General features: G+C 36.1%; 28 protein-coding genes, 11 pseudogenes and 1 riboswitch. Of the genes and pseudogenes, 10 read left to right on the top strand and 29 right to left on the bottom strand.

Features of this window, described 5'->3' with window-relative positions; translation table 11 throughout:
• Positions 1 to 12 precede the first annotated feature (12 nt).
• The 17 genes and pseudogenes from modC to moaA all read right to left on the bottom strand — a co-directional run bounded on the left by modC (position 13) and on the right by moaA (position 12411).
• Positions 13 to 1062: a molybdenum ABC transporter ATP-binding protein gene (gene modC / locus ACLKMH_RS17020; protein ID WP_413699201.1), complete on the bottom strand. Its 1050-nt coding sequence runs from the start codon at positions 1060 to 1062 to the stop codon at positions 13 to 15.
• 43 nt (positions 1063 to 1105) lie between these two features.
• Positions 1106 to 1792 carry a molybdate ABC transporter permease subunit gene (gene modB / locus ACLKMH_RS17025; protein WP_413699202.1) on the bottom strand — a complete coding sequence of 229 codons (687 nt, stop codon included), beginning with the start codon at positions 1790 to 1792 and terminating at the stop codon, positions 1106 to 1108.
• Between the two features lie 2 nt (positions 1793 to 1794).
• Entirely contained in the window at positions 1795 to 2163 is a 369-nt protein-coding gene (gene modA / locus ACLKMH_RS17030; RefSeq protein ID WP_413699203.1) for a molybdate ABC transporter substrate-binding protein, read from the bottom strand.
• Complete coding sequence (gene modA, locus ACLKMH_RS17035) at positions 2150 to 2509, bottom strand: molybdate ABC transporter substrate-binding protein (RefSeq protein WP_413699204.1); 360 nt, start codon at positions 2507 to 2509, stop codon at positions 2150 to 2152. Before modA (ACLKMH_RS17035) ends, modA (ACLKMH_RS17030) begins: the two co-directional genes overlap by 14 nt.
• A pseudogene (moaE, locus tag ACLKMH_RS17040) lies at positions 2509 to 2958 on the bottom strand (molybdopterin synthase catalytic subunit MoaE). The gene modA (ACLKMH_RS17035) and the pseudogene moaE overlap by 1 nt, the downstream one beginning before the upstream one ends.
• Positions 2959 to 3207 carry a molybdopterin converting factor subunit 1 gene (gene moaD, locus ACLKMH_RS17045; protein ID WP_413699205.1) on the bottom strand — a complete coding sequence of 83 codons (249 nt, stop codon included), beginning with the start codon at positions 3205 to 3207 and terminating at the stop codon, positions 2959 to 2961. It abuts the pseudogene before it with no gap.
• Positions 3208 to 3217: 10 nt separating this feature from the next.
• Positions 3218 to 3702: pseudogene (gene moaC, locus ACLKMH_RS17050) on the bottom strand (cyclic pyranopterin monophosphate synthase MoaC).
• 215 nt (positions 3703 to 3917) lie between these two features.
• Positions 3918 to 4418 carry a molybdenum cofactor biosynthesis protein B gene (moaB, locus tag ACLKMH_RS17055; RefSeq protein ID WP_413699206.1) on the bottom strand — a complete coding sequence of 167 codons (501 nt, stop codon included), beginning with the start codon at positions 4416 to 4418 and terminating at the stop codon, positions 3918 to 3920.
• Positions 4393 to 5022 (bottom strand): molybdenum cofactor guanylyltransferase, encoded by a 630-nt coding sequence (locus tag ACLKMH_RS17060; RefSeq protein ID WP_413699207.1) that lies wholly within the window; start codon positions 5020 to 5022, stop codon positions 4393 to 4395. The genes moaB and ACLKMH_RS17060 overlap by 26 nt, the downstream gene beginning before the upstream one ends.
• 92 nt (positions 5023 to 5114) lie before the next feature.
• A complete protein-coding gene (locus tag ACLKMH_RS17065; protein WP_413699208.1) occupies positions 5115 to 5690 on the bottom strand; it encodes a NapC/NirT family cytochrome c in 576 nt (191 codons plus the stop codon).
• 17 nt (positions 5691 to 5707) lie between these two features.
• Positions 5708 to 6142, bottom strand: coding sequence for a nitrate reductase cytochrome c-type subunit (locus ACLKMH_RS17070; protein ID WP_413699209.1), 435 nt, complete (start codon positions 6140 to 6142; stop codon positions 5708 to 5710).
• A gap of 58 nt (positions 6143 to 6200) precedes the next feature.
• The gene (gene napH, locus ACLKMH_RS17075) at positions 6201 to 7079 is read right to left on the bottom strand and encodes a quinol dehydrogenase ferredoxin subunit NapH (RefSeq protein ID WP_413699210.1); all 879 of its coding nucleotides are present in this window, start codon (positions 7077 to 7079) and stop codon (positions 6201 to 6203) included.
• Positions 7076 to 7827, bottom strand: a pseudogene (gene napG / locus ACLKMH_RS17080) (ferredoxin-type protein NapG). Before napG ends, napH begins: the two are co-directional and overlap by 4 nt.
• Positions 7828 to 7851: 24 nt before the next feature.
• Positions 7852 to 10355 (bottom strand): annotated as a pseudogene (gene napA / locus ACLKMH_RS17085) (nitrate reductase catalytic subunit NapA).
• A 40-nt stretch (positions 10356 to 10395) separates the two neighbouring features.
• Positions 10396 to 10650 (bottom strand): chaperone NapD, encoded by a 255-nt coding sequence (locus ACLKMH_RS17090; protein ID WP_413699211.1) that lies wholly within the window; start codon positions 10648 to 10650, stop codon positions 10396 to 10398.
• Between the two features lie 2 nt (positions 10651 to 10652).
• Positions 10653 to 11126 carry a ferredoxin-type protein NapF gene (napF, locus tag ACLKMH_RS17095; RefSeq protein ID WP_413699212.1) on the bottom strand — a complete coding sequence of 158 codons (474 nt, stop codon included), beginning with the start codon at positions 11124 to 11126 and terminating at the stop codon, positions 10653 to 10655.
• 304 nt (positions 11127 to 11430) lie between these two features.
• Entirely contained in the window at positions 11431 to 12411 is a 981-nt protein-coding gene (moaA, locus tag ACLKMH_RS17100; protein WP_413699213.1) for a GTP 3',8-cyclase MoaA, read from the bottom strand.
• Positions 12403 to 12545: riboswitch (molybdenum cofactor riboswitch) on the bottom strand. It overlaps the preceding gene by 9 nt.
• A 101-nt stretch (positions 12546 to 12646) precedes the next feature.
• On the opposite strand from moaA, the gene ACLKMH_RS17105 reads away from it, so the two are divergent.
• From ACLKMH_RS17105 to ACLKMH_RS17140, 8 genes and pseudogenes are all read left to right on the top strand, one after another.
• Positions 12647 to 13042 (top strand): hypothetical protein, encoded by a 396-nt coding sequence (locus tag ACLKMH_RS17105; protein ID WP_413699214.1) that lies wholly within the window; start codon positions 12647 to 12649, stop codon positions 13040 to 13042.
• A gap of 59 nt (positions 13043 to 13101) precedes the next feature.
• A complete protein-coding gene (locus ACLKMH_RS17110; RefSeq protein WP_413699215.1) occupies positions 13102 to 14019 on the top strand; it encodes a histidine kinase in 918 nt (305 codons plus the stop codon).
• Complete coding sequence (locus ACLKMH_RS17115; RefSeq protein WP_413702385.1) at positions 14001 to 14306, top strand: ATP-binding protein; 306 nt, start codon at positions 14001 to 14003, stop codon at positions 14304 to 14306. The genes ACLKMH_RS17110 and ACLKMH_RS17115 overlap by 19 nt, the downstream gene beginning before the upstream one ends.
• Positions 14299 to 14934 (top strand): two-component system response regulator NarL, encoded by a 636-nt coding sequence (gene narL, locus ACLKMH_RS17120; RefSeq protein ID WP_413699216.1) that lies wholly within the window; start codon positions 14299 to 14301, stop codon positions 14932 to 14934. The genes ACLKMH_RS17115 and narL overlap by 8 nt, the downstream gene beginning before the upstream one ends.
• Before the next feature lie 23 nt (positions 14935 to 14957).
• A pseudogene (gene dinG / locus ACLKMH_RS17125) lies at positions 14958 to 17025 on the top strand (ATP-dependent DNA helicase DinG).
• Positions 17026 to 17117: 92 nt separating this feature from the next.
• A pseudogene (locus ACLKMH_RS17130) lies at positions 17118 to 17800 on the top strand (TSUP family transporter).
• Positions 17788 to 18348 carry a primosomal replication protein PriC gene (gene priC, locus ACLKMH_RS17135; protein WP_413699217.1) on the top strand — a complete coding sequence of 187 codons (561 nt, stop codon included), beginning with the start codon at positions 17788 to 17790 and terminating at the stop codon, positions 18346 to 18348. The pseudogene ACLKMH_RS17130 and the gene priC overlap by 13 nt, the downstream one beginning before the upstream one ends.
• Positions 18341 to 18505 (top strand): DUF2496 domain-containing protein, encoded by a 165-nt coding sequence (locus ACLKMH_RS17140; RefSeq protein WP_413699218.1) that lies wholly within the window; start codon positions 18341 to 18343, stop codon positions 18503 to 18505. Before priC ends, ACLKMH_RS17140 begins: the two co-directional genes overlap by 8 nt.
• 76 nt (positions 18506 to 18581) lie before the next feature.
• Here the strand turns inward: ACLKMH_RS17140 and ACLKMH_RS17145 are convergent, their stop codons facing one another.
• From ACLKMH_RS17145 to ACLKMH_RS17175, 7 genes and pseudogenes are all read right to left on the bottom strand, one after another.
• A complete protein-coding gene (locus tag ACLKMH_RS17145; protein WP_413699219.1) occupies positions 18582 to 18761 on the bottom strand; it encodes a hypothetical protein in 180 nt (59 codons plus the stop codon).
• A gap of 86 nt (positions 18762 to 18847) precedes the next feature.
• Positions 18848 to 19039, bottom strand: coding sequence for a methyl-accepting chemotaxis protein (locus ACLKMH_RS17150; protein ID WP_413699220.1), 192 nt, complete (start codon positions 19037 to 19039; stop codon positions 18848 to 18850).
• Entirely contained in the window at positions 18975 to 19166 is a 192-nt protein-coding gene (locus tag ACLKMH_RS17155) for a methyl-accepting chemotaxis protein (protein WP_413699221.1), read from the bottom strand. Before ACLKMH_RS17155 ends, ACLKMH_RS17150 begins: the two co-directional genes overlap by 65 nt.
• Before the next feature lie 283 nt (positions 19167 to 19449).
• A pseudogene (locus ACLKMH_RS17160) lies at positions 19450 to 20202 on the bottom strand (cache domain-containing protein); the annotation flags it as partial.
• Between the two features lie 63 nt (positions 20203 to 20265).
• Positions 20266 to 20538 (bottom strand): acylphosphatase, encoded by a 273-nt coding sequence (gene yccX / locus ACLKMH_RS17165; RefSeq protein ID WP_413699222.1) that lies wholly within the window; start codon positions 20536 to 20538, stop codon positions 20266 to 20268.
• 539 nt (positions 20539 to 21077) lie between these two features.
• Positions 21078 to 21266, bottom strand: a complete 189-nt coding sequence (locus ACLKMH_RS17170) for a DUF2960 family protein (RefSeq protein ID WP_413702386.1) — start codon at positions 21264 to 21266, stop codon at positions 21078 to 21080.
• A gap of 16 nt (positions 21267 to 21282) precedes the next feature.
• Positions 21283 to 21336 (bottom strand): annotated as a pseudogene (locus ACLKMH_RS17175) (DUF2960 domain-containing protein); the annotation flags it as partial.
• 212 nt (positions 21337 to 21548) lie between these two features.
• On the opposite strand from ACLKMH_RS17175, the gene ACLKMH_RS17180 reads away from it, so the two are divergent.
• The gene (locus ACLKMH_RS17180) at positions 21549 to 21926 is read left to right on the top strand and encodes a VanZ family protein (RefSeq protein ID WP_413699223.1); all 378 of its coding nucleotides are present in this window, start codon (positions 21549 to 21551) and stop codon (positions 21924 to 21926) included.
• A gap of 26 nt (positions 21927 to 21952) precedes the next feature.
• Here the strand turns inward: ACLKMH_RS17180 and ACLKMH_RS17185 are convergent, their stop codons facing one another.
• The 4 genes and pseudogenes from ACLKMH_RS17185 to ACLKMH_RS17200 all read right to left on the bottom strand — a co-directional run bounded on the left by ACLKMH_RS17185 (position 21953) and on the right by ACLKMH_RS17200 (position 23704).
• Complete coding sequence (locus tag ACLKMH_RS17185) at positions 21953 to 22384, bottom strand: hypothetical protein (RefSeq protein WP_413699224.1); 432 nt, start codon at positions 22382 to 22384, stop codon at positions 21953 to 21955.
• Entirely contained in the window at positions 22359 to 22682 is a 324-nt protein-coding gene (locus ACLKMH_RS17190) for a hypothetical protein (RefSeq protein ID WP_413699225.1), read from the bottom strand. Before ACLKMH_RS17190 ends, ACLKMH_RS17185 begins: the two co-directional genes overlap by 26 nt.
• Positions 22683 to 22736: 54 nt before the next feature.
• A pseudogene (locus tag ACLKMH_RS17195) lies at positions 22737 to 22805 on the bottom strand (hypothetical protein); the annotation flags it as partial.
• Positions 22801 to 23704, bottom strand: a pseudogene (locus ACLKMH_RS17200) (DEAD/DEAH box helicase). The pseudogenes ACLKMH_RS17195 and ACLKMH_RS17200, both read right to left, overlap by 5 nt.
• 83 nt (positions 23705 to 23787) lie before the next feature.
• On the opposite strand from ACLKMH_RS17200, the gene ACLKMH_RS17205 reads away from it, so the two are divergent.
• A complete protein-coding gene (locus ACLKMH_RS17205; protein ID WP_413699226.1) occupies positions 23788 to 24093 on the top strand; it encodes a hypothetical protein in 306 nt (101 codons plus the stop codon).
• Positions 24094 to 24179: 86 nt separating this feature from the next.
• On the opposite strand, the pseudogene ACLKMH_RS17210 reads toward ACLKMH_RS17205, so the two are convergent.
• A pseudogene (locus ACLKMH_RS17210) lies at positions 24180 to 26120 on the bottom strand (EAL domain-containing protein).
• Position 26121 lies beyond the last annotated feature (1 nt).

Raw genomic sequence — 26121 nt, forward strand, 5'->3', positions numbered from 1 at the left:
TAATGATCTGTGTCATGTCTCGTTAATAATGCTTACCGCTTTTACATAACTAAAAACTAGTTGGCCAACTTTTAATTGTAACTGCTGTAATGACTTAAGCGTTATTTTAGCCAATAGCTTTTGTTTGCCTAAATTGAGCGTTAACAATATATGGCTAGGCGAAATTTTTTCGATGTGCTCTATTCGACTTTGTAAACAATTTTGTAAAGAACTATTATGAAAGGCCTGAGTGGCAATAATAATATCTTTACTTTCTACCTTTATTTGGATTGTTTCACGTTCAGAAGATAATGGCGTAGGCATTGTCACATAGAATTGTTGCCCATCGACTTCACCCTGTAATATAGCGTGCTCTGCATCCCAGGATATATTAGTCACTTCAATTAATAACCCTGAGTGCGCATGCTTTACAAGGCTCAATGCAGGATCAATAAACAGTTTTTGTGGGTGCCCTACTGCTTCAACTTTGCCTTGGTTAATTAATATCATGTTATTCGCTAGATAAAAAAGTTCCTGCATTGAATGTGTGATATACAAGATAGGGATCTGTTTCGATAAAGCTTGAATAAAGGGTAATACCCTTGTGCGACTATGTTTATCCAATGATGACAGGGGCTCATCCATTACCAGTAATTGTGGTGCAGTTAATACTGCGCGTGCAATAGCCACCCTTTGTTTTTGGCCACCTGATAAAGTTGTTATTGGCTGTTTAAGTAAAGCTTCAAAATCGAGTTTTTTAGCAAGTTCATTAATTGAATAGAGACTGTTTTTATTATGTGCAAGAGTTAAATTGCCTAAGGTGTTTAAATGTGGAAAAAGTCGGGGTTCTTGAAAAACTACTCCAATTCGGCGTCGTTCTGTTTTTATAAAATTGTTTTCGCTTTGCCAGTTAATATCGTTAAAAACAACAGAACCTATAAAGTCTTTATCTAATCCAGTTAATGCATGTACCAAAGAGGTCTTTCCAGCTCCAGAATCACCAAATATGCCACAAACTCCTTGCAATGGAACTTGTGCTTTAAAATCAAAAAAGGTGTTTTTTTGTAGATTAAATTTGAGCATTTAAGTTGAGCCTATTGCACGAGAGAAAACAGAAAAGCTAATTCTAAACATCATTAAGTCGTTTTTGACGCTTTTGTAACACGCCATAAATTAATATAAGCAAAATCATCGAAAAGATAAGTAATGAAAATGACAATACATGCGCCTGCTCATATTGTAAGGTTTCAACATGGTCAAAGAGCGCAATCGACAGCACTTGGGTTTCTCCCGGAATATTACCACCAATCATTAATACGACTCCAAACTCTCCGACCGTATGCGCAAAACCCAACGCACCAGCAATAATAAAACTCGGTAGCGTCATCGGCAATACCACTTTATAAAAGGTTTTAATACCGCCAAAACCCAAAGTAGAAGCGACCTGTAAATAGGCTTTATCTAAATTAACAAAGGCACTCTGTAAAGGTTGCACAACAAAGGGTAAAGAATAAATAACTGAAGCAATTAATAAACCAGAAAATGAAAATGCTAATCCACTGCCGGTCAACTGTAACCAAAAACCACCAAAGTAACTATCTGGCGAAAAGGATAATAATAAATAAAAACCTAATACGGTGGGAGGTAAAACTAAAGGTAAAGCAACTAAAGATTCAACAAAGGGCCTGAAAAATAATTTACTACGTGATAACCACCAGGCAAGTGGTGGAGAGATAATTAATAAGATCAAAGTGGTTAAACTGGCCAGTTTGAAAGTTAAATAGATTGCAGTTAAATCTAGCTCACTGAGCATATTTATAGGTATCCCTTACGACTAATCAGGGCTTGCACCTTTTCGGACTTTAAAAAATCGACAAATTCATGCAGTGCTTGTTTACCCTTACCTTTTGACAATATAACTCCTTGTTGCAAAATAGGCTGATAACTATCAATTGGTAACAAATAATAATCACTTTGTTGATTCTGTAATAATAATGCTAGCGCAACAAATCCTGCCTGTACGTTGCCCGTATCAATAAACTGGTAAGTCTGAGAAATATTACTGCCCGTAACGAAATTTAATTTGTGCCATAAACCCAGCTTTTGTAATGCCTGTTGCGTCGCTAATCCGTAGGGAGCAAGTTTGGCATTCGCAACAGCTACTCGCCCTTTATAATTCAGCAAGGCCTGGTTCATTAACCTCAGTGGTACTTTTAGGTGCCCAAAATGCGATCTTTCCTTGAGCGTAGGTAAATCGCGAGCCCTGTACACCCCATTGGGATGCTTCTATTAATTCAGCTCTTTTCGAATCTGCAGATAGGAATAAATCAAAGGGCGCACCATGTTTTATTTGATTGTATAAAACCCCCGTTGCACCACTAGACACTAATATTTGTTGTTGCGATTGCTGAGAATAAAGCGAAATTATTTCATCTAATGTGACTTTAAAGTTACTAGCAACAGCAACTTTTAAAGACGCATCAGCAGAAAAACTAGCAACAAAGAGACATAGAGTGAAAAAATACTTCACTAATTTTTCCATTTATTAAGAGAATTTTGATCACTTTCTCGGGCATCAACCCAGTATGTTTCACCCTGGTGATTGGTTTCTTTTTCCAGAATGGTGCCTGTGTTTTTAAATAATCCATAATGAATTCACAGGCTGACAAAAGCATCACCTCGGTGTAAACTCGCCACACCTACAAACACAATTTGATCTAGTAATTTTAACTCACCAACTCGATGAATCACACTAACATTAATAATTGACCAGCGCACTTTTGCCTGCTCAACTATTTCTAGCAGTGCTTTTTCAGTCATCGCAGGATAATGCTCTAGTGTTAAAGCAGTAATTTTCTCACCATCATTAATATCACGCACCAGCCCAGTAAATGTGACAACAGCCCCTGTATTGCTTGCTTCTCGTAAACGGTCATATTCAACCTGTTGATTAAAGTCCTCAGACTGTACCTTAATCATTTATCCCCCTGTTACAGGAGGAAAGAAAGCCACTTCATCACCACTTTTTAAAGTTGCCGTTTTATTACTCATAGTTTGATTTACTGCCACCATTAATGTTGCCTTGGACAATATACGCTCCCAGTGCGCCTCTTTATTTTTTAAATTACTTAATAATACCTGAACATTTGGGTTCTCATCACTTGGTAAATTTAATTCAGACACTCCAAGTTGATCTCGTAACTGTGCAAAAAATAGAACTTTAATCATGCTTTCTTTCCTAATCTGCTTGCGCTTTAAAATGGCCAGACTTGCCACCGGTTTTTTCAAGTAATTTAACTTGTGAAATAATCATATCCTTTTGAACCGCTTTACACATATCATAAATCGTTAAAGCGACCACAGAAGTTGCCGTTAAGGCTTCCATTTCAACACCCGTTTTACCTGATAACTTACATAAGCTTTGAATACGCACACGGTTTAATTCTGGCTCAGCAGTTAACTCAACTTCTACTTTTGTCAGTGCTAAGGGATGACATAATGGAATAAGGTCTGAAGTTTTTTAGCGACCATAATCCCAGCTAAACGAGCCGTCGCAAACACATCGCCTTTATGGTGATTTCCACCAACAATCAAAGCCAATGTTTCAGGCGCCATTTCAACAAATGCTTCTGCAATCGCTTGACGCTCAGTAATATTTTTATCAGTCACATCAACCATATTAGCTTTGCCATCTTGGTTAATATGCGTAAATTGATTTTCCATGGTAACCTTAATATCTTGATATGGTTAGATAATATAAATATACACCTAACCTTTAGTAATTTGTTTGGTGATTTACTATTTGTTAGTTTTTTAACATGATGAACGCTCAGTGCTAAGTCATTTAAGCTTAATACAAGGCGGAAAAGCCCAGTTTAGTCGTTTAAATGAGCATTTTCCAACGCAGTAGTAAGCTTAAATGGCAACGGACTGAGTTTTTATCCGATGTGTGGCATAAAATTACACGGCTTATGCGTTGAATTCATCTGTTCTTTGATAATTTTCGTCCAAGCAGTTTTACAAGCACCTGTTGAACCTGGCATACAAAAAATAACAGTTTTATTAGCAAAGCCCGCAATAGCACGGCTTTGAATGGTTGAAGAGCCAATTTCTTGATAAGAAACATGACGGAACAACTCTCCGAAACCTTCAACCTGTTTATCAAATAAAACAGACACAGCTTCTGGTGTGGTATCGCGAGAGGTAAAACCCGTTCCACCGGTAATTAAAATAGATTCGATACTTTCATCTGCAATCCATTGAGAAACAACCGCTCTAATTTTATAGGGACAATCAATCACAATTTTTTTATCCGCTAATTGATGTCCGGCTTCAATTAACGCCTCAGCAAGGTACTTACCCGATGTATCTGTTTCTTCGTTACGTGTATCTGAAACGGTTAATACTGCAATGTTAGCGAGCTTTAAATGTATTGACACTAAGGTGGCTCATTGGTCTTCCTTTATGATTATTTTCTAATTGATACGTTTTCTGGCAACTAGCCCACTCCTGTGGTGTATTGCTATTTTGAAAACGATAACTCTTTTCTAATTGATAATGAATAGGCTGTATTTTAAGTGTTTTTAGCAAACGATAAAGCGAGCGTTCTTTATTATGTGGTGAAATTAAGACTTCTGCTAGATATTCCTGTAATTGAAAGGTTAAAGGTAATATTAACGGAAAAGTAGACTGCTGATAATAGACACCTTGGGGGTTATTTTTGAATGATTCTAGCAAAAATTCACACTCGGCTTTACCTAACAAAGGCATATCCACAGGCATGATAAATAAAGCATCACAGTGGTTAAATAATGATGCAACACAGGCGTGTATGCCACCAATTGGGCCTAGTGATCTATTTATATCAGCAATACATTGAAAGTCCTCATAATCACCACTTACAAAAACATCATACAAACTTAATGCAGATAATAGTGAAATATTTCTTGTTAATAATGTTTGTTCCGCTAACACAAGTTGCGCTTTATCTTGCCCCATTCGCGAAGATAATCCACCAGCTAACACAATACCTGCAATCTTCAAGCTTTATCCTTTTAACACCAATTAAATTAAAAAAAGGGGCTCTCGCCCCTTCTATTATATTTACTCACAAGCTTATGAATAATACAGCTATTTTACCAGCCTTCAATCCCTTCCATATTAGGAAGTTGGTGAGCAATACCTTTATGACAATCCACACAGGTTTTCTCACCTGATGCTAAGGCAGTTGAATGTTGTTTTACACTACGTGCACCCTGCTCACTGAAATCCATAAATTCAAATTCATGACAGTTGCGACACTCCTGTGAATCGTTTTCTTTCATACGATGCCATTCTCGATTAGCAAGGTATCCTCGACGATTTTGGAATTTTTCCTCGGTATTAATAGTGCCCATTGCAAAGGCGACTAATTCCTTTGAGGCCTGTACTTTACGTACAATTTTATCCGTCCAATTATGAGGTACATGGCAATCACTACAAATCGCACGAACACCTGAACGATTAGAATAATGAATGGTTTCACGGATCTCTTTTACAATAGGCGCATGACAACCGGAACAAAACTGCTCTGTATTTGTCGCTTCCATTCCTGTATTAAAACCACCCCAGAATATAATCCCGCCAGTAAAACCTAGCAATAGAACAAATCCCATCGATGCTGAAGAAGGAGACTTCATCGTCACCCATAATCGTTTCAATAAATTTAGCATAAATTACCCCTTCTAACTTATTTCAACGAATCAACAGGTTCGAAAGTATTTTCTACTAATGGTTTCGCATCAGCCTGTGTCACATGACATTGTAAACAGAAATAACGACGAGGTGATACATCAGATAATGTTGTCCCCTCACGTGTTTGATAATGTGTCACACTGATTTTGGTTGCCCCCATTGTGCCTGCATTTTTAAAACTGTGGCAAGATAAACACTTATTAGCATTTAAGTTAACCTGATAACCACGTGTTGTATGAGGTACTAAAGGTGGCTGTTGCACATAGTTCCTATCAATCGTTTGTTGATCTCTTGGCACAATTTTCATTGCCTCCGATTGATTAACGGTCGATACCTCTACTTTGCCTCGCAGAGATTCTACACCACCATTATTAGAGAATACTTCCTCTGCATTAACACTCCAAACCGAAGTGGCAGTTAAAGCAACCATGCCTGCTCTGCAACAATAACCGTTAGTAATTTCTTCATTTTATTTCTCCACCTTATTCTTAGGCCTGTTTGAAACTCTTGTTATGAGGGCCTAAAACAGTTGTAATTACAAAAACATCTTCCGCACAAACATCGACACAGCGACCACAGTTTGTACAGCTCATATCCTTGACTAAAGTTCCAATATTCTTTTTTTGTCCATGTACCGGCCCTTTTAAAATAGCGGGTTCAGGACAGACATTAAAACAATCTAAGCAATCCGTGCATTTATCACGATTTTTTGCATCTACTTTTATCATTGAAAATTTGTTAATCAGACCGTAAAAGGCGCCGACAGGACATAAATGCCCACACCAGCCATTTTCTACCGCTAACAGGTCGAAGATAAATATCATTAAAAATAATATCCAGCCCGTCCCCATTCCAAAGAAAATACCTCGGTGCAGTGCCGAAACTGGGTTAACTAGTTCCCAAGTCATGACACCCGTAAACAGTGGAAGAACCATTACCATAAGTAACATCCAATAACGCCACTGAGAACTCATTACCTTTTCTTTACGCAATTTAAGTTTGCGTCTGCACCGAGCACTTGCATCTGTAATTAAATTAACAGGACAAACCCAGGAACAGAAAACACGTCCTCCAACAACAACATAAAAAAGCAGTACAATTGCCGCCCCTAAGAAAGATTGAAATAAAGGTAAATGACCTGCTGTCATACTTTGTAGTAAGATAAATGGGTCGCTAAAGGGAATAACATCAAAAAGGAGACTTGAACTTAAGTTTCCCTTTAAAATCCATATTCCAAACAGTGGTCCAACGAGAAAAAATGCTAGAATTAAACTTTGCGATAAACGACGTAACAGTAAAAAACGATTAGCTAATAACCAACCTTTTTTAGCAATTGCCTCTGCACCTATTTTGTGTGATTTTTTCATTTCAACACCTCAGGCATTCTATCGGGCAAATCTAAGACGGGATCAATCAAAGACCCACCAGCTTTCTCTTTTTCTTTCCATCCCCAACGATAATGTGCGCCAAGTTCACCTTTTGCTATGGTTCTTGGTAACACTTTAATCGCAGTATCTTCTAATACACATGACTCTTCACATTTACCACAACCTGTACATGCATCTGAATGCACGGTTGGAATAAATACCGCATGATGACCTGTTCTGACATTACGATGCATCTCTAAGGTAATGGCTTTATCGATAACAGGACAAACTCGGTAACAAACATCACAACGAAGACCTTGAAAATTTAAACAATTCTCTTGGTCAATCAATACCGCTAACCCCATTCTTGCATCATCAATATTCTCCAATTCAGGATCAAGTGCGCCAGTTGGGCAAGCGACTTTACAGGGAATATCTTCACACATCTCACAGGGATCTGTGCGTGCAATAAAATAAGGGGTACCTGTTGTAATGGGTTGAAATAACCTTCCTAATTTCAAAATATCATAGGGCAAGCCTCAACACATAATCCACAACGCACGCATGCAGATTGAAAATCAGATTCAACCAATGCGCCCGGTGGACGAAGCATTTGTGGATCAAATGATTGACTTTGGTTTGAATATCCCGCCAACCCTAATCCCATAAATCCAACGCCACAGGCACCTTTACTTGCATCAGCAAGAAATTGGCGTCGTGTTTTTTTGCGTTGAGTAAACTTGCCCATTGTTTAATAATTACCTTTTTCGACTTAAGCGATTGCTTTTTTAGTTATTTTAACGGCACACTTTTTATAATCCGTTTCTTTAGATAACGGATCAGTTGCATCCAGTGTGATTTTATTAACTAGTTGCTTAGCATCGAACCAAGGCATAAATACCAACCCTTTAGGTGGACGATTACGACCACGAGTTTCAACGCGTGAAGTCAACTCGCCACGACGAGATGCTAGTACGATTTCGTCTCCTCTTCGTAGACCACGTGATTTCGCATCATCAGGATGCATAAATACAACTGCATCTGGGAATGCACGATGTAGCTCCGGTACACGACGAGTCATCGAACCTGAATGCCAATGCTCAAGTACACGGCCGGTGCTTAACCATAGGTCATACTCTTCATCTGGCGACTCAGCAGCAGGTTCATAAGGTAAGGCGAAAATAACAGCTCGGTTATCTGGCTTCCCATAAAATTGCACTTCAGAATCTTTAGCGACATAAGGATCATAACCTTCACGGAAACGCCATAAGGTCTCTTTACCATCAACAACAGGCCAACGTAAACCGCGTGCTTTATGGTAGTCATCATATAAAGCTAAATCATGTCCATGTCCACGACCAAACTGAGCATATTCTTCGAATAGTCCTTTTTGTACATAGAAACCAAAGTGGTGAGATTCATCATTTAACTTATCTTCACGTACTTCATCCATTCCAAAGGCATCAACATTGCCATTGCGATAAAGTATGTCGTACATAGTTTTACCACGTACTTCAGGCATTTTTGCAATTAACTCTTCACCCCAAACATCTTCAATTTTGAATCGTTTAGCAAATTCCATTAACTGCCATAGATCAGATTTCGCACCCGTTGGTGCTTCAACTTGTTGATACCAAGCTTGAGTACGACGTTCTGCATTACCGTAGGCACCTTCTTTTTCTACCCACATCGCTGTTGGTAAAATAAGATCTGCCATCTGTGCAGTAACAGTTGGGTATGGGTCAGACACAACGATAAAGTTATCTGGATTACGATACCCGGGGATAATTTCTTCATTAATATTGGCACCAGCTTGTACATTGTTATTACACATCACCCAATAAGCATTCAATTTGCTATCTTTAAGCATGCGGTTTTGTAACACGGCATGATATCCAGGTTTTGGTGGAATAGTACCTTCGGGTAATTTCCAAATTTTCTCTGCTAGAGCACGATGTTTAGGATTATTAACAACCATATCTGCTGGTAAACGGTGCGAGAATGTACCTACTTCACGCGCAGTACCACAGGCTGAAGGCTGACCTGTTAATGAGAAAGGACCTGAACCAGGTTTAGAGATTTTGCCTGTCAATAAATGTACGTTATACATTAGGTTATTTGCCCATACACCGCGAGTGTGCTGGTTGAACCCCATAGTCCAGTAAGAGGTTACTTTGATATTAGGATCTGCATAAACTTTCGCTAATTTAATGAGTTTATCGGCAGGAACGCCTGACATTTTCTCAGCATATTCAACATCAAATTCAGACACATATTCCGCAAACTCTTCAAAACTCATTGGTGTTGACGCACCAGAATCTGGATTTGCGTACCGCTTTTTGTAATGGATGCTCAGGGCGTAAGCCGTAACCAATATCAGTTGCCCCTTTACGGAAGTTGGTATGCTTATTCACGAAGTCTTTATCAACAGCATCGTTTTGAATAATATAATTAGCAATAAAGTTTAGAATAGCTAAATCAGACTGTGGCGTAAAAATCATGCCATTATCTGCCAGTTCAAAAGAACGATGAGTATAAGTAGAAAGCACATACACACTAACATCAGGGCTACTTAATCGACGATCCGTTAAACGCGACCATAAAATAGGATGCATTTCTGCCATGTTAGAGCCCCATAATACAAAGGCATCGGCATTTTCTAGATCGTCATAACAGCCCATTGGTTCATCAATACCAAAGGTACGCATAAAACCACCTACAGCAGATGCCATACAGTGACGGGCATTGGGGTCAATATTATTAGTTCTAAAACCAGCTTTCATCAATTTTGTCGCGAACATAACCTTCCATCACAGTCCATTGACCAGAGCCAAACATGCCAACTGCCGTCGGACCTTTTTCTTTTAATGTCTTTTTGAATTTATCGGCCATCACATCAAAAGCAACATCCCAGGAAACAGGTTCAAAATCCCCTTCTTTATCATAAACTCCATTATTCATTCGTAATAAGGGAGTGGTAAGGCGATCTTTCCCGTACATAATTTTTGATAGGAAATAACCTTTAATGCAGTTAAGACCTTTATTCACAGGTGCATCAGGATCCCCCTGAGTAGCAACGACTTTGCCATTTTGCGTTCCAACAAGAACACTACAACCGGTCCCACAAAACCGACAAGGAGCTTTATCCCAGGTTATTTTGCTTACATCCTTACTGGCAATAATATTACTAGCAGAAGCCGGTAATGTTATTCCAGCAACAACGGCCGCTGATGTAGCGGCCTGTGCTTTCATAAATTCACGTCTGGTAAATTTCATGTTACTTCCTCACTCATTTTGAACTGCTATTTATGTTTGGTTATGCTTGTTGTTTTTCAAATTCATGGTAGACAAGCCCAGTATTTATGACCCCATCTATTTCATTTATGTTATCAATCACATCCATAATCTGTTTTTGATTTGGCGCCTCTAATACCACAATCGCTTTTCCTTCAGGTGAGATAGTGATCACTTCTGCACCATTTAATAGATTGATACTGGCTTGGATTGAATCCACTTTTTTAATATTCACATGTACAATTAAACTTGAGACATGTAATTCTTCAGGTTTCATTGTTATTCCTTTACGCTAATTGATTTGCTAGGACAAGGTGCTACACAAGCACCACACCCAGTACATAAATCAATATCTATTCGAGGTATCTCACTGATACCAACTTGAAAGGTTAACGCTTGAGCTTCACAACTTTCAGCGCAACTACGGCAATAAATTTTTTGATATGCTAAACAGGTGTCATTAATCACTGCTTTTTTATGCCAAGGCGATTCAGCGGTATCTTTAAAGATAGGCTCTTTACATATCTCTGCGCATTTTCCGCAAAAATTACACTCTCCAATGTCAAAATCGAGACATGGAAAACCTCCGTCACCTTTCACAATAATGTTTTCAGGGCACGCAGAAAGGCAATCTCCACATTGTGTACATTGTTCGATGAATTGAGATGCATCGGCAACCCAAGGCAACATATCGTTTACAATATTTACTTTATTGCTACCAAATAACCGACGTTTATTAACATCTATCGCCACCACAAAAACCCTACTGTTTATATTGTTATAGAAAGGTTAACAACCACCTTCCCGATGTAACGAACGATAACAAATTTAAGATAATGGAATATGTCAAACAGATGATCTATTGATTCATATCAATAGCTATATTTTGAAATGGGAGACTTCGCACAGAAAATGAGGATAAATAGAATAAACAGAGATATAAAAGAGATTTGTGCCTTTGGGCAAGGCTATTTCATTACAAAAAATAACCTCTGTTTCTGGATAATGGAAGAGAAATGAAATATCCAGAATTGAGGTTAAAAGATTAGAACAATTGTTATCCTCCAATTGAAGCTAAGTGTGGTGTTACTCCAGTATTACCTGATTGAAGATAATGACTTTCTTTTTTATCATTCAGCGCTAACAAGATACGTTCTTTAAGCGCTTCTTTTTGCGAGGCATCAACTAACAAGTCCCTTAAATCGACACCCTGCTCTCCAAATAAACATAGATGTAACTTACCCGTTGAAGAAACACGTAAACGATTGCAACTTTTACAAAAATCTTTGCTATAGGGCATGATCAATCCAATTTCACCTTGAAATTCATCATGAGCAAAAATCTGTGCAGGTCCATCATGACTCAAAGGTATTTTTTGTACCCAACCTTCATTGAGCAACTTTTCTTTAATCCAAAGACCAGAGAGGTGGTGTTTATCAAAGAATTCGGCATTGTCTCCAGTTTGCATCAGTTCAATAAAACGTAATTGAATAGGCTGTGTTTTAATCCAATTAATATAAAGATCTAAGTCTTTATCATTAACGCCTTTCATTAATACACTGTTTATTTTAACTTGTTTATAACCTGCATCTACACAGGCGGAAACTCCATCCATCACTTTTTGGAAAATATTTTTGCCAGTTATTAAATGAAAAGTATTTGCATCTAAACTATCAACGCTAACATTTATCGCATCAAGTCCAGCATCAAACCAATGTTGTGCATCCTTTTGCAGTCGATAACCATTGGTGGTGGTTGCGATTTTTTGTATTCCGTCGAAGTTAGAAATGGATTCAATGATGGCAGGAAAATCTTTACGTAGGCTTGGTTCACCACCAGTTATACGTACTTTTTTTGTGCCTAATTCAGTAAAAGCACTGACTAAATGTTTAATCTCTTGATGAGATAAAAATTCATTTTGATGGCTACGCTGATAACCATCAGGCAGACAGTAATTACATTTGAAATTACATTCGTCGGTGATCGACAAACGTAGATATTCGAACTTACGATCGAAGTTATCTTTAAGTGTTAACATGTTTTAGTTCCTTTCCAAACACGGGAGGCAAAGCAGTTTCCTGTTTTACCCTTCTTAACTAATCTAAAGTTAAGCTGACTTAATTCACATATTAAAAAAACTTAGTGAGTTTAAGCTCGGAGCTGTAGTAAATTTTATGTTACATTTGTATTCTTTTTATTCTCTAATAGCCATGAAAATTAATCTACCCTTTCATTCTTATTCTGTCGTAAAAGTTATCACAAACGCTTGTTTATTGATTCTTATCATCTCTGCTGTGCATATTATTAGTGTTTTTATTACTTTTAATAGCCACATCGATAATATGAAAATCATTAATCATTTAACAAGTATTAAACTTTCTACTAACGAATTAATTCACGCCAATCGCAATCAGGCATCAGATTTCTTACCGATAGCAGACAAAATTAATCAACAAATTAATAGCGATAATATATTCAAAAGCACTTGGTATAATACTCAACAGATTAACCAGGCAAACCAAGATATTCCACTACAATGGTCACGCTTCTACAGTAATATCGAGACATACCAACCCTCTGACATTGAAACGTCTTTAAGTTTATTGTCTGTTTCACTCGATAAGGTGATACAAGAATACAATATATTGACTACAAAAAAATGTACCTAGTTTATTTCGTAGAAATTATCAGTTTTATACTTATTATGCTAATCAGCATCATATTATATATGTATTCAAAAAAACAGATTCTATTACCCATTGAGCAACTGGTTACTAATGTGAAGGCACTAAAAGAACATCAATTTGATTTGCAATTTCCAGTAGCTAAAAATGAAATTGGCGTGCTATCTGATGGTATTCAAAATACTGCACAGGAACTACATGAGCTGATAAAACATATGCAATCACAGGTGACAGAGAAAACAGTAGCACTTAAAAATGCTCATCAAACTATTGAGTTTTTGTTTTCCATTTCACAACAGCTTAGTAGCGTAAAACTAACTTCTCCTATTCTAAAAAATGCCTTAAGTGCACTGGCACGGCAAGCAAAATTAGAAAAGCTTTGCATTGAACTTAACAATGGAATTTTTATCAATACTGCAGGAGGGTGCGCAAGTATTGATAACTATACCAAACGTATTGCTATCATTATTAATGGTAAACCCTACGGCTTTTTAAATTATGTTTCACATGATAAATCTCCGGAACAATACGCATTAATTGAAAGTTTTACTGGTTTAATAGCACGTGCTTTATATCAAGAGGAGCATAGTTTACAGGAACAAAAGATATTAATAATGGAGGAAAGAAGCATTATCGCCCGCGAACTACACGACTCAATTGCTCAATCTCTTTCATTTTTAAAAATTCAATGTACTCTGTTACATCGACAAGTAGACAATCAATCACAGCAACAGGTTAAACAAACTATTTGTAATATAGAACAAGTTATAGCTGATGCCTATGTTCAATTACGTTCCCTACTGGCGACATTTCGTTTAACTGCAACCGAATCGAACTTTAAAGAAGCCATGTCAACCATGATTGCCATGTTGCAAAAGCAAACTAATGCAAACATTTCCTTAAAAGATGCGAAAAAAATTTCTACGTTGATGCCAGCCAGCATATACATTTATTACAAATAGTACGTGAAGCCATTGTCAATGCCATTAAACATGCACAATGTGAGAATATAGAAATTTCTTACCTTATTACCGATGAACATAACGTATGGTTCAATATTATAGATGATGGCTCAGGAATATTAGATAATAGACAACAATACAATCATTATGGGCTATCTACAATGCAACAACGAGCTGATGAATTAGGCGCAACGCTTTCTATCAATCGGCTCAGCAAAGGGACAGAAGTGAAATTAATGTTTCCTTATCAACAGTCTATGCTTACTCAAGGAATGAATAATGAATAATTTAAAACGTATCATGATTGTTGATGATCACCCGCTTATGCGCCAAGGGATTTCACAACTATTATCTATTGAACCAAATTTTACTGTCGTTGCTGAAGCCAAGAATGGTATTGAAGCGGTAAGTTATGCTAAAAAAACACACCCAGATCTGATTTTACTTGATTATAATATGCAGGGTATTTCAGGTTTAGAAACATTAAAAGCATTAAAAAAAGACAATTGCTCTGCAAAAATTATTATTCTTACCGTGAGTGATAATAAGCAAGATGTGATTTCTATGATCAATCAAGGTGCTGATGGATATTTGCTAAAGGATTCCGAGCCAGAGTTATTGCTTAGTAATATTTTTGATGTTTTAGCAGGTAATTTAGTTGTTTCGGACAAGCTAACTGACTTTTTAAATGAGTTACATGAAGAAGACAATATACGTGAAAAGTTAGCCAATTTGACCAAACGAGAATATCAAATACTCTCTGAGGTTGCTAAGGGACTCAGTAATAAAGAGATATCAGAAAGTTTACATATCTCTGAAGGTACGGTAAAAGTACATGTTAAAAGCTTACTAAAAAAACTTACTATAAAATCACGAGTCGAAGCGACCGTTTTATATCTGCAACAAACACATTAACTATTCCAAACAGTTCGGACACTATGCTCTCAGATAAAATAAAAAAACAAATCCGTCATGGATATGATCGACTGACGAGTGCCTTACCAAATTTTGCTAAACGCAAAGCACAAAATTATCTAGTGGCCGAAATTGCAAAAGTACTTGCTGGTGAATATGACAAATCAAGACGTATTCTCGTTGCAGAGGCAGGAACAGGCATTGGTAAATCATTAGCTTATATACTTGTCGCTCTGCCTGTCGCTCAATCTAATAATAAAAAACTGGTTATTTCAACGGCAACAATTACCTTACAAGAACAATTGATTAACAAAGATTTACCCTTTTTTTACGCCATAGTGATTACAAATTTTCCTTTACATTAGCTAAGGGTAGACAACGTTATTGCTGTGAACATAAATTACTCGCCACCCAACAGGGTGCCTCGCCATCACAGGCAGTTCTATTTGAAGAAAAGCCTAGAGCAAGTGATCAAGCAATGTTTAAGCGTTTAACAGAAGCTTATTTAGCAGGAAAATGGAAAGGTGATAGAGATAGCTGGCCGACACCGATTGATAATAGAGTTTGGCAAAGATATTGTTTCCGACAAATTCAGTTGTAAACGTGCATTAGCCAATCATCGTCAATGCCCTTTCCACCGAGCGCGTGATGATATTAATAAGGCCGACGTTATTGTCGTTAATCATGCATTATTACTGGCTGATCTTGAACTCGGTGGCGGCATCATTTTGCCTGAGCCAGATAATTGTTTTTATGTTTTGGATGAAGCACATCATTTGCCAAAAATATCGCGTGACTTTGCTAGTGCCTCAGCAAATATAAAAACGGCACAGGATTGGTTAAAAAAACTAAAGCCACTTAATCAGCATATATCTAAAAATATCAATAGCCACACAACGATTACTCCCTGTTTGAATTTATTAGAATCAGGTGTCGAATTAGAAAGTGAACTAAAAAAAGTAGAACATTTTTTCGCGATAATGCGCAATTATTAAGTGTTGATAATCAATGCAGATTTGCACTAGGTGAATTACCGAGTGCGCTACTCGATATTGTCAATAATATTGAATTAGAAAGTAAAAAAGGTGTTTCAGCATTATCTAAACTATCTTCAATTATTGATGAACAAATAAAAGATGACAATATTAAGTTACGAGATGCTGAGCCATTGTTAATAGAAACAGGACTGTTTTTACAACGTTATGAAAATATTAATACCCTAAGTAAAATGCTAACTAAGGAACGTTCAGAAAAACATGCGCCTATTGTCGCTTGGGTAGACAACGAAAATAATGAATTGAGTTTACATGCTTCCCCCATTGAAGTTGGTGGTTTACTAGAATACATGCTTTGGTCAAAGGCAGCAGGAGTGATCCTTTGCTCTGCCACATTAACCTCTCTTAATAGCTTTGATTACTTTAAACGCCAAAGTGGATTGCGCAATGATGATGGCACACAATATTTACGCTTGAAATCCCCTTTGATTATCCAGCAATACCAATTATTGTTGCCGATATGTCCTGTGAACCCACTCAGGCTAATTTCGATAATGAATTAGTAACTAAAATTGAGCAATTTATAGAAGATAAACAGGGAAATTTGGTGTTGTTTGCCTCCTACTGGCAAATGAATTTAGTCGCTGATAAACTTGCCCAAAAATATGGAAAGGCATTATTGATACAAGGAGTTCTGTCGCGTAATCAATTAATTATCGATCATAAATTACGCTGTGATAAAGGCTTAACATCAATTATTTTTGGAACAGGAAGTTTATCCGAAGGGCTGGATCTACCCGGGCATTATTTAACCAACTTAATAATAACTAAATTACCCTTTGCTGTGCCTAACTCCCCAGTTGAGGAAGCACATTCAGAATGGATCACTTCTCAAGGTGGCAATCCCTTTATGCAATTAGCGATACCCGAAACAAGCAAAAAACTGATTCAATCCTGTGGGCGATTAATTCGTAAGGAGCAAGATACAGGTAGAATAATTATTTTAGATAAGCGAGTAAAAACAAAACGTTATGGAAAAGGTTTACTTGATGCGCTTCCACCCTTTGATATTCAATTTGAGCAAATACCATCATGACGGAACTATTACTTGATCCTAGCAGTTGGGCACTTTTAATTGGTGTTGGTCTTTTTGCAGGCTTTATCGACGCTATTGTTGGTGGTGGAGGTATGCTAACAGTACCTGCTTTACTGAGTCTAGGATTACCTCCACACTTAACACTCGGCACCAACAAATTATCTGCCTGCTTTGCTTCAGGCACAGTCAGCGTATACTTTTTAAAAAGCAATTATTTACGCCAAGGTTTTGGAAGGAGAGTATTTATAGTACCTTCATTGGCGCGTTGATCGGCACTATTTTTATCAATTTTGTAAGCACTGATTGGTTAGAAAAGATTCTTCCACTGATTATTCTAGCCGTCGCACTTTATAGCTTATTTAACCGCATGAAAGATACACAGGGTAATGACTTACCCAAACAAACATTGCAGTTTAAAATTAAACAAAGAATACAAGGTTTTTTACTTGGTTTTTATGATGGCTCATCAGGCCCAGGAACGGGCGCATTTTGGGTCATTTCTAATATGCGTTTATATAAGCTTAATATTCTCTTAGCAAGTGGTGTTGCTAAAACAATGAACTTTACTAGTAATATCACGTCACTTGGCGCCTTTATCTATTTTAACCAAGTAAATTGGGTAATAGGTTTAACCATGGGGTGTTGCTTAATGTTAGGTGCTTATATTGGTGCGCATTCAGCGATTCGTTTTGGTTCTAAATTTATTCGTCCTATATTCATATTTATTGTGGTGATAATGGCACTCAAACTAGGTTATAACGCATGGCTCAGCTAAACAGTGATTCAATTGAAACACTTAGAGTACAATTAAATTCGCTTAAATCACGATGTATTAAAATTGACAGTGAATTAAAACAAACTGAAAATCGTTGTTTTATGTTTGAAGCGCATCAATTTCCTAAACAAAGCTTAACCTTAAACGGTTATACAGTTCAAATTGAGAGCACATTACAATCATTACAGAAATGTATTGAATCTAATCGAAGTGAACTGTTAATTAAAATAGAGTGTGAACAGTTTATTACCCAGTTCCAGTTACTATTACAACTTGTTCAATCTATAGAAAGTGGCAAAGCATCAGTATTTTACAAATCTTTTTCATCGCAAAAAGAGAAAATATTTCAACAACTTAAAAAGCAATCTGAATATGAACATAGATTATTAACTATGATCTCTGAGCAGGAGGAGATACTTGCTAATAATGAAGATTGTCATCGCCCTACTGTTAAAGAAAAAATACAGGCTTTAAAAATACGTTTTGAAAAGTGTAACAATTTTACCCAAAAATTAGAATTTCAGCTTGAGGAGTTAAAGGATGAGTGAAGAAACACATAATCTCAGTGAAGCACCCATTGAAGTGCAAATTGCCGTAGATCTTATTCAATTATTAGAAGAAAATAAAATAGACAATAAAATAGCCATCAAAGCCCTACAAATTGCATTAACTGACTTTGAAAGTAAAACTCAAAAGAATGATTAGTTTTACTAGCTCACATCTAGACTAACAGTCACCATGTAAAATGGGTAACTGTCAGTCTAAGCTTGAGCAACAAAAATTAGATAGTAAACCTTTCTATACGGCGATCAACATCCTGCGCCAATGATTTAACATTTAAACTTTCAACTTTAGTTTGCTCGCTAGCTTGTTCCGTTTCAACAGAAATATCACTAATACTCACCATTGCACGTGCAACTTCTTCTGAAACAGTCGCTTGTTTCGGTAGTAGCAATTGCAATTTGTCCCGTCATTTCATTAATTAAAGCAACATGCTGTACAACAGATTTTAATTTTTCATCAGTCCCCGCGGCGGCTTCAATGGTTTTAGAGGCAGCTGTCTTTACCATCCTCAATACTTTCAGAGGCACTTTTTGATAATAATTGTAATTTTTCGATAATTTTTTGAATTTCAACCGTTGAATTCTGAGTACTATGAGCAAGACTTCTCACCTCATCTGCAACAACAGCAAAACCTCGACCCGCTTCGCCTGCTCTTGCCGCTTCTATTGCAAGCATTAAGTGCCAGCAGATTTGTTTGATCTGAAATGCCAGTGATAACGTTGAGCACTTCCGCAATTTCTGATGAACCTTGCTTTAATTCTTCGACAACATCCCCTGCATGACCAATTTTTTGAGCAAGCATTATCAATAAGCTTGATTGTTTCTGCTACCATGCCACTTGCATCGAGAATCATATCATTGGTTTCTTCGGTGGTATTTGACGCATTTAATGTGTTTCCTTCAACTTCTTTAACCGTTAGTGACATTTCTTCAATTGCGCTAACAACAGTTTGTATTTCCTCTGTCTGCTTATTTACACCACGGTTAGTTTGTTGTGCAATAACTGAAAGACTATCCGAGGCTTGGTTTAATTCACGTGAAGACCCCGATAACTTGGTTAATAAATTATGAAACTCGGTCAACATTGAATTAATAGATTGACTTAATAATCCTAATTCATCTTTTTGTTTGATTTCAAGCCTTGGAGTAATATCACCAGCTTCGACTTTAGCCATTGTGTGTTGGATTTGTTCAATAGGTGAAATAACAGCAGAAATTATTTTATAGGCGATAAAAGCTAACACAATAATAATCAATGCAACCATAAGTAACATTTCAATAATATTATTTAATGCTTTTTCATCAATATCACTGATATAAATACCTGTACCAACAACTATTCCCCAGGGTTTATATAATAAAGAATAAGAAAGCTTGTCTTCCGCTTTACCGCCAGCTGTTCGCTGAAATTGATATTGTACGTACCCCTGACCATCTCCTGCTTTAGCAGACTTTAAAATATCCTGATAAATTAAATTACCATTTGCATCTTTTATATTTGCAATATTAGTTTCTGTTTTTTGCCCTTTTAAGGTCGCCTTTAAAATCATATCTGTTGTAAATGCAAAAAAGTAACCATCTCCACTATATTGCATCTCTTGTAATTGACTATAGAAAGCAATTTTAGCTTGGTCTGGCTTTAATTCATTATTAACAATTTTTTGTTGGAAAAAATTTAAAACGCCTTGTACCGACTCTACTTGCACTTTTAATTGTGCTTTTCTTTCTTCATACACTTCATTTTTTAAAATAAGAATGCCATTGATACCAATAAAGACAATGGACATAATTGAAAATAAAACGAAAAAGTATACTTTTTGTTTGATCGTGAATGACATTGTATAATTCCTTGTTTATGTAACAAATAAATATTATTGAAATAAACGTTTAATAATGAACTATCAATAGCATGAAAATCCTACCTGTTCAGAAAAGGGTATAGGAGTCATTTTAACATCAATAACCGATGACATTTGAGGTCCTTTTCCTAGCCAATCAAGGAGGTTCTGCAACTGTAACTCTGTGCCAAACATTAATACTTCAACTGTTCCATTTGATAAATTTTTAGCGTATCCAGTAATGTTTAATTGCTTCGCTTTTTTTGCTGTAAAATAACGAAAACCAACCCCTTGAACCGTCCCTGATACGACTGCCTTATAACCGAACTTTTCCATATTTCCCCCAATTGCTATTTATTCTTAAAATAGCTAAAAGAGCATAAATATATAACTAACTCTTATTTAGAGTAGAACAAAAATTTAAAAAAGAAATAATAAAAACAAAATTATTTAAAAAAATGTTTTTAAATAATTGTTTTTATAACTAATTTAAATATTATTTATTTTATTAATATTAATAAAAGCTAATTAGTTAAGACCAAAGTGTAGAGTATTCGGCCGATAGGCATTAGTTTGTTACTTTTAAAATTACGGTCGATTAAATCCATATTAAATACAAAATTTTAATGCTTATAAAAGGAAGAGGTAAAAATTCATTGTCCAATGAATACTTTTTATTTTAATAGAAAAATAATGAGTTAGAATAAAAAAGCCTTTAAGAGAGCAGAAAGGTGAAATAGCTTTTTAGGATGGTTAGAGTTAATCTTAAAAACATCAATAATTTATATAAAAGATTCAAAGAAAACACTCAGCACAAAATCATTTCTGCCGAGCGCTATAATTTATGCCTGTGATTTATTCCTGTCACTTATAGATTACTTATTATTTTCCTTCTCATTACGCACAAATTTGATTTCAGAAAAACCCATTTTAGCAAATTCAGTTTGTCGATGATTTTTTAAAATACCCTGCCCGCGACAACTCATTGCTAACTGTTTTTCCATTTCCAGAAAGTGTGTTAAATCGATACCCTCTTCGGCGACGAACTGCTTCATAAATATCATGGAAAATACCATAGGAAAATTGGATTGTTTTTTGTTGTTTTTTAAAAATATACGTTACTTGACGAGCCATTTATCAACCTTATTTAGAGACTGTATCTTTGCTTTTTAATATTGAAATGAATCTTACCCTAAGCACTATTATCAGCAAGGAAAATGACCATTAAATTCTTTTCTTTTAATTTACGCATTAATAAATAAATTTTGTGAAAACTAATCTAGCCTGCTATAACTAATGTAAGACTTATTTATCCAACGCTTAATGAGGCATTTCTGTCACTTTCTATGAATATTATAATATACAGCATCAAACAATATTGGTTATTAATATGTATCGTTATTATTGTACTGATTACATCTCTTTCCCTAGCACCTTTACAACAACTTCCTAGTGTACCTGGAAGCGATAAAACACATCATTTTCTTGCCTACGCAGGTTTGTTTTTCCCCGTTGCACTCGCAAAACCTAAACATTGGTTTCTTATTGGTATTGCGTTTATTATTATAAGTGGCGCCATTGAGCTCATACAGCCCTATGTTAATCGCTATGGTGAATGGTTAGACCTACTTAGTAATAGTGGTGGAATACTATGTGGTTATATACTTGCAAGGCTAACTGATAAGTTTGCCACTAAAAAAACAAGCAACATCAGTGTAAATTAGCGTAATAACTTAAGAAAACAGAAATGTCATCTTTTTGTTTCCTTATAAAAATGCAAGTCAAATAGTTTTTCACGAACCTTCCAAAAACGCCCTTCTTTGTGGGCAATAACAATTTCAGGGTGGCGTAATCTATGTTGATTTCTAACAACCTTTGTCGGCGCACTATCGGTAAACTCTCGGTGACGGTCGATTAAATGAGGCTGAATAAATTGTTTTAAAAAATCACGTTTTTGTACTTGGCTAGAGAGTTGCCAAATCTGCTTAATACTTTCATTATTTTCACCTTGATAAGTGACACATAGCTGAGGTTTGTCAAATCTATTTTTTTGAGCTTCTAAGTTCATATCCGTACATTTAAATATTAAGGCATCCTTTAAGTTCATTGCATCTCGTAATTTCTTATCTGGATCAACCAAAATATGATCGCATCCATTACAACGTCGTGCTCGCAATATCATTCGCTTCACCACACAATTCACAAATTTTCGCTCGAAAACGATAACCACAAATATCCCGACTGCCATCCTCAAGTTTTTTATATCCTTGACACTGCCTTCCATAATGCTCTACAACAAACCCGTTATCATCAACCTTCGCCCAAAAGTTATTATTAAATTGGCATGCTGGGCAAGGAATTGTCACCATTTCACTTTCACTATTTGGTTTAGGATCACCTAATTCAGGTTGAAATAAATCATAACAATTACCCGCAAACTCCATCACAAGGCAATCTTTTTTCCCCTCATACAAACGCAACCCTCGCCCGACAATTTGTTGATATAAGCTTAATGACGCGGTGGGTCTTAAAATAGCAATTAAATCTACATGAGGAGCATCAAAACCTGTCGTTAAAACGGATACATTAACAAGGTATTTAATGTGTCGCTTCTTTAAAGGCTGTAATAATACGGTCTCTTTCCTCTAACGGCGTATCACCAATCACCAAAGTCGCCTTTTCGGTAGCTAAATAGCCAATAATTTCCTGTGCATGATTCACTGTAGAAGCAAAAATCATTACACCAAGTCGGTCTTTTGCTTGTTCGACAACTTGTTTAATGATCAAAGGTGTAGCTCGTTTAGATTGTTGAATGACAGTGTCTAATTCAGACTCACGATAATGACCAGATTTTGAGGCATTCAGAGAAGAAAAATCATAACCTAATACTGCCATGTCCATCAGTTTAGGCTTAGTCAAAAACCCCTCATCCAATAAATAACGTATTGGTAAATCAAAAATACAATCACGGAAAAAACGGGGATCAGTTGTTCTGACTTGTCCACGTGTATGATATTGATAAATCCAACCAAGGCCCAAACGATAAGGTGTTGCGGTTAAACCTAGAATCTTTAAATTATTATTGTTTTGCCTAAGGTGTTGAATAACACGTTGGTACGCACTGTTTTCATCTAGTGGGACACGGTGACACTCATCAATCACTAATAAGCTAAAACGCTCGTTAAATTTCTCCAGGCTATTAACAATTGACTGTACGGAAGCAAAGACAATTTGTTGTTTCTGACTCCTTACGCCCTAAACCTGCAGAGAAAATTGAAGCTTTGAGTTGGTAACTTTCATATTTTTCATGATTCTGTTCAACGAGCTCCTTCACATGAGCCAAAATCAATACACGCCCCCGTGCTAAGCGAGCAAGTTCCGCAATTATCAGGCTCTTACCAGCTCCGGTTGATAAAGCGAGTACAGCAGGTTCAGAACTCTTACGAAAGTAATCTAATGTGGCATTAACACTATCTTGTTGATAGGGTCTTAAAGTATACATTTTAATCCAATGAGATATTTTTAATTAGCAGTGTAGCGTAAAAATAGTGATAATAGTTTAGCTTTTAGTAACGGAAACAAAAAATGAATAATATTAGTAAATCACAATTAATTGAACAACTAGATCTTTGGGGCTCTCAAAAAATGTCTAGTGAAGAATTACAAGCGTGGATGGTTACCCACTATGATCCACCTGAAGTCGAAATTGGATTAAATGAAACAGAATGGGTAGCTGAAGCAATGAACATTATTATGAATGAATATGAATTAGCAAAGATTGAAAAGTTTAAAATCGAAGGTTATAAATATGCATTATCATTTTTAGATTGTAATGAAGATAATTTTTACCAACTTAAACACCGTTTTGTTCACGATGGATTTTCTGATTAATTAATGCTTTTTTCGAAAAAAGTTAAAAAGCCCATAATATTTAATTAAATATTATGGGCTTTATTATTTTATTGCTAGGAATCAATTTAACGCTTTTTTATTTCTACTGGTGGCATAATATACCCCTGATAACCTTCTGCTTTTAAAGGTTTTATAGTATATAAATGTTTCTCATCTTCAATGCCAGTAATAATGGCTTTTATATTTAATCCTTTTGCAATATTTATTAAAGCACGGCAAAGTTCTAAATTCTGCTGATTTTCTTCATTCTCTTCATTATTGTAACAAGATAATGACAAATCTAATTTTATATAATGCGGTTTTAATTGTTGTAAATAAGTCAAGGAGCCCATCTGTCTACCACAGTTATCAACACCAAAACTTGCGCCAGCTCGAGTTATAATGTCACACAGTTCGAGACAAGCCTCTAGGTTTTGCGTAATACCCGCTTCAGGCATATCAAAATTGAGTTTTTCAGGGTACTCAATTTGAGCTAAGTAGTTAGTTAACCAAATATGAAAATCAGTATGAGCCAGACTTTCTCGAGATAAATTAACGGCAATAGGCTCTTTAGTTAAAGCTAAAACACCCTGCTTTTGAATTGCTTTTAATAAACACCGATCTAATTTATTTCCAAGTGAGAAACGTTCAATATAGGGCATAAACTGTCCAGCACGTATTACTCTACCAGTTAAATCTAATTGACAATACATTTCTCTATGAATAACTTTATCATTAAGGCAATTCTGTATAGGTTGCCATATAAAGGCAAACTGATTGCTATCTATCGCTTCTACTAATTTCTCTCGCCAGTCTTCGCGACTAAATTCTTGTTCATGTTCTACATAAAACCATGCACTAGCTTTACCTTCATTAAGCGCTTGTTGTAAAGCATTGTCAGCTTGTGCCAATAATTCAGGACGAGTTACACCCTCACTACGTTCCACTTACTCCAATACCATATCCCTGATTTGAAACACATCCTGCATTTAACATTTCTTGATTAATTAATCTAATAAGCGATTGTAAATATTGACTTATTTGTTTTTTGTCTGCATTTCTCATTAAAAAGGCAAACTCTGTATTTGAAATGCGGGCAATCAAGGTCTCAGAATTAAAGGGTAATTCCTTAGTCAGCTTTTGTGATAGCACTCTGATAGTTTGGTCGCGTACTTGGTAGCCATATTTACTATGTATTTCATCTAACCATTTAAAATCTGCAAGTAAAAGCCCACCGAAATCAGGTTCACTTAACCAACTATTCAGTTGACCAGTTAAATATAAACGATTAGGTAACTGAGAAACTTGATCTTTTAAAGTATCATTTTTAAGTGTATCAACCTGTTCATCTAGAGCTTTAAAAACTTGTTTTAATTGCCCAGACATCGAGTTTATTGCACCAACAACCTCTTTAAGCTCTAAAGTTGCAGGTAATGACATATCGGGGTGAAATTTTCGTTGCGAGACATCTCGGGCATGTTCGGCAACAGCATGTAATGGCTTTAAAATGCGTTTCAAACGCAAGTGTAAAGCACCTACACAAATTAGAAAAAGCCCCGCTAATACCATCAAGGTATCATTCATAATACGCCATAATTCTCGGTAACCAAACGCTGGATTTGATTCTACATTGAGTGTTGCTAACTGTAACCACCCAGAAGTAATAGTCACCTCTTTGTTTTGTGAATCAAAAGATCTAGGTTGATAAACCATTGAGGGACACGTTTTACCTTAATATCATTTTCCCAAATCTGCTCTTTGCTGTCTGCTAACCAAGTTAATTTTACTTGTTTATAAAATCCTCCCTCAAAAATGACATTAACTAAGGTATCAACCGTTGCTTCATCGCCTGTTTCTAAATGGGGTTTTAACATTAAGCTCAATGAAGTCACTGTATTATTCAGGTCAGACTCCATTTGATTAGTCATAAACTCTTTGGTTTCAGTAAACTGAAAATAGACTAAACTCGACATTACCAATAAAAACAATGCAAATAACAGTGAATTTATTTGACTAAAAAGGGTCATT

Origin of the sequence: Psychromonas sp. KJ10-10, assembly GCF_047323245.1 — a bacterium.
Classification (GTDB): Bacteria; Pseudomonadota; Gammaproteobacteria; order Enterobacterales; family Psychromonadaceae; genus Psychromonas.